At 70.9% G+C, this 10,557-nt stretch carries 7 protein-coding genes; 3 read left to right on the forward strand and 4 right to left on the reverse strand.

Going from position 1 to position 10,557, the window contains the following annotated elements:
* Positions 1–41: 41 nt before the first annotated feature.
* Both pulA and AB0D01_RS20130 read right to left on the reverse strand, forming a co-directional pair.
* Complete coding sequence (gene pulA / locus AB0D01_RS20125; protein ID WP_363057052.1) at positions 42–5,372, reverse strand: pullulanase-type alpha-1,6-glucosidase; 5,331 nt, start codon at positions 5,370–5,372, stop codon at positions 42–44.
* A gap of 90 nt (positions 5,373–5,462) precedes the next feature.
* Positions 5,463–7,163, reverse strand: coding sequence for a carbohydrate-binding module family 20 domain-containing protein (locus tag AB0D01_RS20130; RefSeq protein ID WP_363057020.1), 1,701 nt, complete (start codon positions 7,161–7,163; stop codon positions 5,463–5,465).
* Between the two features lie 245 nt (positions 7,164–7,408).
* Between AB0D01_RS20130 and AB0D01_RS20135 the strand changes: the two genes are divergently transcribed.
* Positions 7,409–8,101: an HNH endonuclease family protein gene (locus AB0D01_RS20135; protein WP_363057022.1), complete on the forward strand. Its 693-nt coding sequence runs from the start codon at positions 7,409–7,411 to the stop codon at positions 8,099–8,101.
* 126 nt (positions 8,102–8,227) lie between these two features.
* On the opposite strand, the gene AB0D01_RS20140 is transcribed toward AB0D01_RS20135, so the two are convergent.
* Positions 8,228–9,466 (reverse strand): helix-turn-helix transcriptional regulator, encoded by a 1,239-nt coding sequence (locus AB0D01_RS20140; protein ID WP_363057024.1) that lies wholly within the window; start codon positions 9,464–9,466, stop codon positions 8,228–8,230.
* On the reverse strand, positions 9,463–9,783 hold the full coding sequence (locus AB0D01_RS20145) for an antibiotic biosynthesis monooxygenase (RefSeq protein ID WP_363057026.1): 321 nt from the start codon (positions 9,781–9,783) through the stop codon (positions 9,463–9,465). Before AB0D01_RS20145 ends, AB0D01_RS20140 begins: the two co-directional genes overlap by 4 nt.
* A 102-nt stretch (positions 9,784–9,885) precedes the next feature.
* On the opposite strand from AB0D01_RS20145, the gene AB0D01_RS20150 reads away from it, so the two are divergent.
* Together AB0D01_RS20150 and AB0D01_RS20155 are read left to right on the forward strand one after the other, a co-directional pair.
* Positions 9,886–10,065 (forward strand): hypothetical protein, encoded by a 180-nt coding sequence (locus AB0D01_RS20150; RefSeq protein WP_363057028.1) that lies wholly within the window; start codon positions 9,886–9,888, stop codon positions 10,063–10,065.
* On the forward strand, positions 10,058–10,294 hold the full coding sequence (locus AB0D01_RS20155) for a hypothetical protein (RefSeq protein ID WP_363057030.1): 237 nt from the start codon (positions 10,058–10,060) through the stop codon (positions 10,292–10,294). Before AB0D01_RS20150 ends, AB0D01_RS20155 begins: the two co-directional genes overlap by 8 nt.
* Positions 10,295–10,557: the final 263 nt, after the last annotated feature.

The raw sequence follows: 10,557 nt of genomic DNA on the forward strand, positions 1-10,557 counted from the left end.
TGCGGGTGCCCGGGCGCTCAGGCGGTCAGGCGGTCGGGCGGTCAGGACCGCTTGAAGACGGCCACCGTCCGCGCCGGTACGGTGAACTCCCCCGTGGCCGCTTCGTACGCGGCGCCCTTGACCACCGGGTCCGCGCCGCCCGCCTGGAGCGGGTGCAGGGCGTGGCCGACGCCCGCGAGGGCGGGGATCCGCTGGGCCCGCCGCTCGGGGCCGGCGTTGAAGACGACCACCAGGTCACCGAGGGCCATGGTGAGCACGCCCGGGGTCTCGTCCGGGCCCGACAGCGGGAACGACAGCCGGGCCTGGACCGCCTCGGCGGTGGTGAGGGCGAAGGCCGGTTCCGTCGTACGGATCCGCAGCAGGTCGCGGTAGGCGGCGGAGGCTCCGCCGATCTCGGCGCAGCCGGGGACCGGACCGGTCAGCAGGGGCTTGGCGTAGGTCCACTTGGAGCGGTTGTCGGCGGCGGGCGGCAGGCCCCGGCCGAAGCCGTTGCCGTCCCGGCAGTCCCAGTGCAGGGCGTTGAACCAGTCGCCGCTGTCGTAGGAGTTGCGGTCCAGGGACTTCGAGCGGAGCAGGTCGGTGCCCGCCTGGGAGAGGGCGGGGCCCTGGGAGAGCGCGGCCGTGGCCATGGCCAGGACCTGTGCGCGGGCCCGGTCGGCGGGGGTGGTGCCGGCCGGCAGCTTGAAGGCGAGGGCGTCGTAGAGGGTCTCGTTGTCGTGGGCGTCCGCGTAGGCGAGGGCGTCGCCGGGGGCGGCGGCGTAGCCGGCGGGGGCGCCGTTGTAGTCGACGTCGGAGCCCCTGACGCGGCGGCCGGTGGAGTCGGTGAAGGAGTAGGAGGCCAGGTTGCCGGAGAGGCCGACCTTCAGGAGGTCCTGGGCGTGCAGCAGGCGGGCGCGCTGCTCGGTGGTGGTGCCGTTGGCCGGTGAGCCGTTCGGGTCGGTGAACAGGCCGCTGGCGAAGCCCTGGACGCGCGGGTCCTCGTCGAAGGGGCCGCCGCCGCGCACGGCGTCGCGGGCGCGGTCGGAGAAGGTGGCGATGCCCGTGCCGGCCATGTTCTTCTGGGTGGCCTGCACGAAGCGGGCGTCGTCGGCGATCTCGCCGAAGTTCCAGCCCTCCCCGTAGAGGACGATCCTCTTCCCGTCGACGCCGTCCTTGGCGACGGTCAGGGAGTCGAGGGCCTTGCGGACGGCCAGGATGTTGGCCTTCGGATGGTGGCCCATCAGGTCGAAGCGGAAGCCGTCGACCTTGTACTCCTTGGCCCAGGTGACGAGGGAGTCCACGACGAGGCGGCCCATCATGGCGTTCTCGGGGGCGGTGTTGGCGCAGCAGGTGGAGGTGGCGACGGTGCCGTCGGCCAGCAGTCGCTGGTAGTAGCCGGGCACCACGCGGTCCAGGACCGATTTGTCGTCCTGTCCGGCGGCCACGGTGTGGTTGTAGACCACGTCCATCACGGTGCGCAGTCCGGCCCCGTTCAGGGACTGGACCATCCTGCGGAACTCGACGGTGCGGGCGGTGCCGTTCGGGTCGGAGGCGTACGAGCCCTCGGGGACGGTGTAGTGCAGCGGGTCGTAGCCCCAGTTGTAGGAGTCCTTCGCGGCGGCGGCCGCCACGCAGGCCTGCTGTTCCTCCGAGTCGGGGGCGAAGACCTTGAGATCACAGGCGGGTTCGGTGCGGTCGGCGGCCTTCTCGGGAATGGTGCCGAGGTCGAAGGCGGGCAGCAGGTGGACGTAGGAGGTGCCGGCGCCGGCCAGGTCGCGCAGGTGCCGCATGCCGGCGGAGTCGGTGTCGGTGAAGGCCAGGTAGCGGCCGGGGTGCTTCGAGGTGCGGTCCGCGACGGAGAAGTCGCGGACGTGGAGTTCCTGGATCTGGGCGTTGGTGAAGGGGACGGCCGCCGGCTTGCGCAGGTCCTTCCAGCCGGGCGGGGCCAGCTTCGGGTCGGCGAGGTCCACGACCAGGCTGTGGGTGGAGTCGGCGGTCAGGGCGGTGGCGTACGGGTCGGTGACCAGGTTGCGGACCATCGAGCGGGTGCTCGGGGCCCAGACGTGCACGGCGTAGCGGTACGGCTTCCCGGACCAGGAGCGTTCGCCGCGCACCGACCAGACGCCGGTGGCGTCGTCGCGGCGCATGGGGACGGTGCGGCCGTCGAGTTCGAGGGAGACCTCGCGGGCGGTGGGGGCCCAGACGGAGAGGGTGGGACGGCCGTCCTTGAAGACGGGGCCGAGGGGGGTGTCGTTGGCGTACAGGTCGTCGAGGACGCCGGCGAGCTGGACGCCGGTGGCGGCGAGGACGGCGCCGTTCGCGGCGCGGGCGCTCGCGACGAGTTGGCCGCGCAGCGCGTCGCGGACCCGGTCGCGGTCGCGGGGGTCGACGGTGAGGGCCGCGTACGCCGCCAGGTGCGGGAACTTCTGCTTCTGGGCGGGGGTGAGGGCGGAGCGGTTCAGGCGCAGCCAGGCGGCGCCGTTCTCGCGCAGGGTGCCGTTCTCGGCGGTGACCTTGCCCTCGCGGGAGGCGAGGAGCTGGACGGAGGCGGCGGTGTCGGGGGCGTTCCAGGCGAGGGTGTCGCGGTCGATCCAGACGGCGTGGGCCTTGGCGATGTCGACGGCGGCGGCCGAGCCGGCGGGCTGGGGCAGGAGGTGGTTCTCCTTGCCGGCCAGCAACCACACCTCGTGGCCGGTGCCCTTGAGGTCGAGGGACCGGTCCGAGGGGAGGTCCTTCTCGTCGCCCTTGTGGAGGATGTAGCTCAGGGAGGTCGCGCCGGCGGCGAGGGGGACCTCGTAGACGGCGCCGTAGGAGTCGGTGCGCACGGGCATGAGCGGCTTCGACCAGTCGGTCGGGTTCGCGGCGCCGGTCCACACGTGCAGGCCCCAGCCGTCGTGGGCGCCGTCGGGGCGCTGGTAGTGCAGGACGGCCTTGGAGGTGTCGGCCGGGGGCAGGTCGGGCCGCTGGGTGCGGACGGGGTCCTTGCCCTGTTCGAGCCAGATCTCGCCGGTCTTCGTGACGTCGAGGACGCGGTCGGCGGCGACGTCCTTGTTGCCGTCCTTGTCGATGACGAGGTAGCCGACGGAGGTGGCGCCGGGCTTCAGGCGGACGTACGCGAAGGCCCCGTAGGCGTCGCGGCCGGTGAAGCCGTGCCCCTCGGGCCAGGGCTTGGCCTCGCCGTCGGCGAGGTCGCCCCAGGCGTACAGGCGCCAGTTCGCGTAGTCCCCGTCGGGCCGGTTGTAGTGGACGACGGCGTACTCGCGCTGCGTGGCGGTCGGGACCTCCGCGGGCGGGGTCCGGCCGGCCGCGGACGCGGCGAGCGCGCTCGTGGTGTGTCCGGCGGAATCGATGACGACGGCCTTGTAGCGCAGGGGCGTCCCCTCGGCGGCGTCGACGTGCTGGGTGACCCGGTAGGGGGCGTGGTCGGCGGAACCGAGGACCTGCCAGGGGCCGTTGCCGACCTGGGCGGCGAACACGACCCGGTTCAGGGCGCCGCCCGTGACCTCGGCGCCCACCTCGACGGTGCCGGTGGCGCCGGCGGCCGGGGCCCCCAGCGTGAGGGTGGGTCCGGTGGCGGGCTTGGCCTGCGGGGTCTCGGCGCGCAGCACGACGGAGCCGTACGCGGGCACGGGCACGGTCAGCTTGCCGCCGGCGGAGGCGCGCAGCAGCGCGGTGCCCCCGTACAGGGTGCGGTACTGGACTCCGGCGGGGGCGTCGATCTCGACGGTGCGGCCCTCGGCGGCGTTGTTCGCGGCGACGAGGTACTCGGTGCGGGACTTCGCGTCGGTGCGGGCGAAGGCGTACACGGAGCCGTCGGCGAGGCGCTCGCTCTGGACGCCGTCGCGCAGCGCCGGGTGCTCGCGGGTGAGCTTCGAGAGGGCGGCGATCTGCCGGTAGAGGGGGTGGCCGGGGTCGTGGGCGTCGGCGGCGTGGGTGCGGTCGGTGCCCAGCTGGTCGTCGTCGAGGTAGTCGGCGACGCGGGAGGCGAAGAGCGGCTGGCGGGAGTCCTTGTCGCCGCCGGCGCCGGTGAAGCCCTGTTCGTCGCCGGAGTAGACGACGGGGTTGCCCCGGGTGAGGAACATCAGCTCGTTGGCGAGCCGGTAGCGGTCGAGCAGTTCCCGCTCGTCGGCGCCGGGCCGGTCCTGCTTCAGGAAGGTGCCGAAGCGGCCCATGTCGTGGTTGCCGAGGAAGGTGACCTGCTCGTAGGCGTTGGCCTTGTCGGTGGTGTACCGGTAGTCGTCGGCGAGGACGGAGCCGAGGCGGGAGGCGGGCGCGCCCTGGGAGGCGTAGGCGCGCAGGGCGTCCTGGAGCGGGAAGTCGAGGGTGGCGTCGAGGCGGCCGCGGGTCACGTAGGGGGAGGTGACGGCGGTGTCGGCGGAGTAGACCTCGCCGAACATGAAGAAGTCCTCGCGTCCGCGCTCGGCGGCGTACGCGTCGAGCGTGGTGGCCCACTGGGTCCAGAACGCGGTGTCGACGTGTTTGACGGTGTCGATGCGGAATCCGTCGATGTCGAAGTCCCGCACCCACCTCTCGTAGATCTTCTCCATGCCCCGGACGACCTCGGGACGCTCGGTCCACAGGTCGTCGAGGCCGAAGAAGTCGCCGGTGCCGGAGGATTCGCCGGCGAAGGTGGAGTCGCCCCGGTTGTGGTACATCGTCGGGTCGTTGAGCCAGGCGGGGACCTTCAGGTTCTTCTTGGCCTCGGGCACGAAGGGGGTGCGCGGGAAGGAGTCGGCGTCGACGGGCGGGAAGGCGCCCTTGGCGGTGTCGTCGAAGGGCACGCCGTCCTTCTTCAGGTAGGGGAAGGCCCCTTGCGACAGGTGGCCGTACGCGCCCTCGCGGTAGTCGACGACGTCGGCGGTGTGGTTGGTGATGACGTCGAAGAAGACCTTCATCCCCTTGGCGTGCGCCTTGTCGACGAGCCGCTCCAGGTCGGCGTTGGTGCCGAAGTGCGGGTCGACCTGGGTGAAGTCGGTGATCCAGTAGCCGTGGTAGCCGGCCGAGACGTCGTCCCCCTTGCCCTGTACCGGCTGGTTCTTGAAGATCGGCGCCATCCAGATCGCCGTGGTGCCCAGGCCCTTGATGTAGTCCAGCCGGTCGGTCAGCCCCTTGAGGTCGCCGCCCTGGTAGAAGCCCTTGTCGGTCGGGTCCAGGCCCGTCTGCAGCCGGGAGCCGGTCAGGCCGCCCCGGTCGTTCTTCGGGTCGCCGTTCGCGAACCGGTCCGGGAGGACGAAGTAGAACTGCTCCCGGGTCAGGTCGTGGCGGGCGGGCTCCTTGGCCAGTTTCGCGTCGGAGGGCGGGGCGGGGGCCCGGTCGGCGGTGGCCGCCGCGGGCAGGGCGGGCAGGAGCGTCACGGCCAGCGCGGCGGCGAGGGCTCCTGCGGCGGGGCGTATCAAGGCGGATCTCCTCGGGTACGGGATGAGGGCCGCCCGGCGCCGGCGGGGATGGTGAGTGCCGGGCGGCCCTGGTCGGTGGGCCGCGGCTCAGCCGCGCCAGGTGTCGTTCAGCGTCACCCGGCCGCTCGCGGGGACGGTGGCGGTGCGGTTCGTCCCGCTCTCCCAGGTCACGTTGCCGGCGGCGTCCTTGCGGACGTACTTGTACGAGAAGGCGGTGCCGGGCGGGAGCGTGACGTCGATCTTCCACACCGGGTAGGCGGCCGGGTCGAGCTTCGGCGCGACGGCGGTGTTCCAGGAGCCGAGCTCGGGGCGGTCCCCGACGACGTGGATGTTCTGGCCGGGGACGGTGGCGGCGTTGACGGCGAAGGAGGCGCCGGCCCCCGCGCCGGGCGGGGTGCCGACGCAGGTACGGGCGCCGACGTGGAGGGCGAGCGCGGTCCCGGCGCCGACCGTGGCGGTGAAGCGGCCGGAGGAGTCCACCGACACCGGGCGTCCGCTCTGGACGTCGCAGTAGTCGCCGGCGGGCAGCGAGGTCTGGAACGTGCGCGTCAGGGCGGAACCCTCGTGGTTGATCACCACGTAGCCCTTGTTCCCCCGGCCGAACGCGATCCGGTCGCCGCCGTCGTCCCACCAGCCGGTGACGGCCTGGCCGCGCACGGCGTTGCGGAAGCCGACCATGGAGGAGATCTCCCGCCAGGCGTGCTGGCACTTCCATCCGTCGGTGTAACAGGCTTTCACCTTGCCGCCGTTGGGCGGTCCGGCGTCCTTGTCGCTCCACTCGTAGCCGGAGTGGACGTCGGGCGAGCCGTAGGGCCAGGCCAGCATGAACACGCTCGCGAGCGTGTAGGCGGAGCCGTCCTTGTAGCTGAGGGTGTCCCCGACGCGCTCGGTGTCGTGGTTGTCGACGAACACCCCGGACCGCCCGCCCGGCATGTGTCCCCAGGCCTCGCCGAAGTTCTTCAGGTAGGCGAGGTTCTCGCCGCGGAAGACCCGCTGGAGGTCCCGGGCGTACCGGAACTCCTGCACGTCCCCGTTGCCGAGGTACTCGTCGGGGGACACGGCCTCGCCGGCCCCGTGTATCGCCTCCTGCTTCCAGTGGACGCCCGGACTGCTCAGCCGGGACTTGATGTTCGCGAGGTCGGCGGCGGGCATGTGCTTGGCGGCGTCGATCCGGAAGCCGTCGACGCCGAGCGACAGCAGGTCGTTCAGGTACCCGGCGATGCGGCCCCGTACGTAGTCCTCGCCGGTGTCGAGGTCCGCGAGCTGGACGAGCTCGCAGTTCTGCACGTTGCCGCGGTCGCGGTAGTCGCTGATGACGGACCGGCAGTCGTCCATGTCGGAGCCCGAGTAGATGCCGGGGTACCCGTACTTCGTGTACGAGGACCCGCCGGTCCCGACCCCGTCGCCGGCCGCCATGTGGTTGATCACGGCGTCGGCGACGACCTTCACGCCGGCGGCGTGGCAGGTGTCGACCATGGCCTTGAACGCGGCCCGGTCGCCCAGCCGCCCGGCGATCCGGTAGCTGACGGGCTGGTACGAGGTCCACCACTGGGAGCCCTGGATGTGCTCCTGCGGGGGCGAGACCTGCACGAACCCGTACCCGGCGGGCCCGAGCGATTCGGTGCAGGCCTTGGCCACGGACTCGAACCGCCACTCGAAGAGGACGGCGGTGACGTCCTTGTCGCCCGGCGGGGCGGCCTGCGCCTGGGGCACCTGGAGGCCGAACGTGGCGGCGGCCAACGCGGCCACCACCGGCAGGGCTCTGCCGGCGCGTACGGATCGAGCCATGGGGGGTCCTCCTGGCGGGAAGGGGTGGGGGTTGCTCGCGACCGTAGAGGGCCCCCCGAACTGTTGCAAGAGTTTGCGCAAGAGATTGCAGAATTGTTTCCGCCCCACAGGCGCGCTCCACCCGCACGCCGGCGCCGGACGGCCCCGCGCAGTGCCGTTTTTGCAGGTGAACCTGACGGCCGGCCGGCCCATCCGTCGGCCGCGCCCCCACGCCGGCCCGCCCACGGGCCACTACACCCCACGGTGTGATCAAGAACCTGCCGGTACGCGGCCTGCTCGCGCTCGCCCTGACCGCCCTGCCCCTCCTGGCCACCGCCCCGGCCGAAGCCACCCCCGTCACCCCGGCCGCCACCGCGGCCCCCGGGGCACCGGCCCTCCACGGCCGGGTCTTCCCCGAACCCCCGCCCGCCGACGTCGCCCGCGCCGAACTCGACCGGCTCGTGGTCGAACCCCCGCACTCCATGGCCGGCTACAGCCGCGCCATGTTCCCCCACTGGGCCCGGCAGTACGGCGAGTGCGACACCCGCGAGGTCGTCCTGTCCCGCGACGGACAGGGCGTCACGCAGGACTCCGCGTGCCGCGCCATCCAGGGCACCTGGTACAGCGAGTACGACGCCGTGGACGTCGACACGGCGTCGAGGATCGACATCGACCACATGGTCCCGCTGGCCAACGGCTGGCGCTCGGGCGCCGACACCTGGAGCACGGAGAAGCGCAAGCGGTTCGCGAACGACCTGGACAACTCCCAGCTCATCGCGGTGTCCGCCTCGTCCAACCGCTCGAAGGGCGACCAGTCCCCCGACCAGTGGGCCCCGCCGAACCTGGACTACTGGTGCACCTACTCCAGAGCCTGGACGCACATCAAGAGCCTCTACGAGCTGAGCATCACCACCCCGGAGAAGGACAAGCTCATCACGATGCTCAACACCTGCGACTGACCCCCACCCCCCGATCCGGGACCCCCGCGGTCCCGGATCCACACCCCCTCACGCCCGTCCATCACACCCGGGCGAGAAGCCGACCAAACCTGCGGTCAACCCCCATGAAGGCAACAGGTTTCACACTCAGCCCAGGCTGTCCGTACGTTCGGCCAGGGCCCGGAGTTCATCCGATACGGCACGTCCCGCGACAAGCACGAGATCCCTCACCACCGCTCGGGACGCCACATGCGTACGGATCATCTCCGGCGCCAATTCCTCGGCTCGCAAGAGGCAATCCAGGGAATCGACATACTGACGCCGCTGCGCATGGGCTCGACCCATGTCCATCAAGAGACGTGCCCGCCTGTCCGGGGACAGGCCCTCCGCGCGGAGCCCCCTCGCGATCTCCAGAGCCTCCCCGGCATCGCCGAGATCGACTGCGGTCGCGACCGCCTGGATCTCCACATTCGTAGGACCGAATTCGAGCTCGAAATCGTTGCGGTCTTCGCCCAACCTCCGGCCGACGCTTCGCGCGGCATCGATCTGCCGCCTCGCCGACGACCTCTCGCCCGATCGAGCATGCACAAGCGCGAGTATCAGATGCAGCGATCCCAGAACGGAGAGGTGCGGGGGTGTGGGCTCCTCGACCTCGGCGTAGCGCTCAAGGGCACTCACCGCCGTAGCTGCCGCGTACTCCGCCTGATCGAGGCGCTTCAGGCGGACGAAGGCATGGCACAGCCGATAGATCCCGACGAACACCCCGAGCGGGTTACCCGAAAGCTCCGCCTCTCGGATCGCACGGTCCGCAGCGACCCATGCCGCATCCGGCTCGTTCTGACGCACGAACGCAGCGGCAAGGGCCTGGTAGGTCCTCGCCAAGAGGTCGTGCAGCTCAGCTCGATACTCCTCCGGCGCCGTGCGGGACGCACGCTCCAGATCCGAGACCAGCGGACCGACCGCCGCACTCAGTTCGGCGAAACGACCCCCGTGTGTGAGCTCCCAGACCTCGCCCACCGACAACCTGAGATCGATGAGCGCATCCACGCGGAATTCCTGGCGAGGGTACAGAAGGTCATCGAGCGCGGGATGTCCTGAGAGCAGGAGCCGCGCCCGATCCAGGTCATTTGCTTCCGGACCGGAAGCAGGCTCAGCCTGCACAGCGGTTGGGGCATCAGGCTGAAGCACCTGGAGCGGCACGCCAAGCCCATCGGCAAGCAGCCTCAGCACGTCCAGGCGGTTCACCGGCTGCACGCCCCGCTCAACTTGAGACAGCCAGCTCGCCGTACGACCCACGGCCGTGGCCAACTCCCCCTGCGTCATGCCCTTCTGCCGACGCAGATCGGCCACTCGGGCACCAAAGGCGCGCCGCTCCTCGGAACTCACTGCGCTGTTGCCACCTTCCCACCGATCACGTCGAGGAACGTCACCTCGACACCGGCAAGGTACTGCTCCCGCGCGGCAAGGAAGTGCTTCGTGTGTGGCTGCGACTCGTGGACATCGAACGCGGCACGGTCTTCGTACAGCTCGTAGAACACCCGCACCAAGGGCTCGCCCTCCGGCACGTGCACCACATAGCTCAACGTCCCCGGCTCGGCACTCTTGATGCCCTCCAGTGTCGCCGCGCACAGCTCGTCGAATGCCACTGCCGCTTCCCGATCACGCAACGAGAAGCGCACAACCAGGCCGAATTCCTCGCTCATACGTGCTCCCTTCCAGTCGCGGACAGTCTCGCAGACACACAACTCCCCTGCGAGTAGCAGGTTTTCTTGACTCACAGAAACACTGCGAGTAGCTTCGTAGTCGTGCTGCTACACAAGGTGACTACAGATGGCCGTGCCCACCACGTACTCAGCGGCAGTCAGGCGGAGGACACGAGAACAAGGGTCGCCGGCGCGGTCTATCCGAGCGCGGAACTGCTCGATCGGGCGCTGGCCGGCTGGGATCGCTTCCTCGCCACATTCGAGGGAGCCCCCGATGAATGAGCACTACGCCTACATGCCTCATGAACTGCTGGGTCGCCGGGTTCGCGACATCGCCTCCGGCGCAGAGGGCCAGTTGATGGCCGTGATCAACGAGAACGTCTCGCCGACCGGCATCGAGCGCTGGATGGAGCTCGCCTACATCCGAGGCTCGTCAGGCCGCGAATTCACCACGGCCGCCACCAACGTCGAACCCGCCTATGACCAGCCGAAGACGGCCGGCGGACGCTGAGACGTGAGGAGCGCGTAGCGATCTGTCGCGCTCGGGTGCTCCGCAGGGCGGTCTCGTCGACTTTTGGCGCGGGTAGCCTGCTCGCCCGGTCCCGAAAGGGGCTGTGAGGGGGCTGGTGCCCGGTGGGCCCGTGGGATGGCCCCTCGCTGGTCACTGACATGGCCGTCCTCCCCTTGTCCTGCCCCGTGGCCGTTCTTTCGGGGGTTTCCCGACAGTCTTCGTTTGTCCGGGGCGGGACGGGCGGTCAAGGGTGGCCGAAGGCC

The sequence above is a fragment of the Streptomyces sp. NPDC048606 genome (assembly GCF_040650855.1).
Taxonomy (GTDB): domain Bacteria; phylum Actinomycetota; class Actinomycetes; order Streptomycetales; family Streptomycetaceae; genus Streptomyces.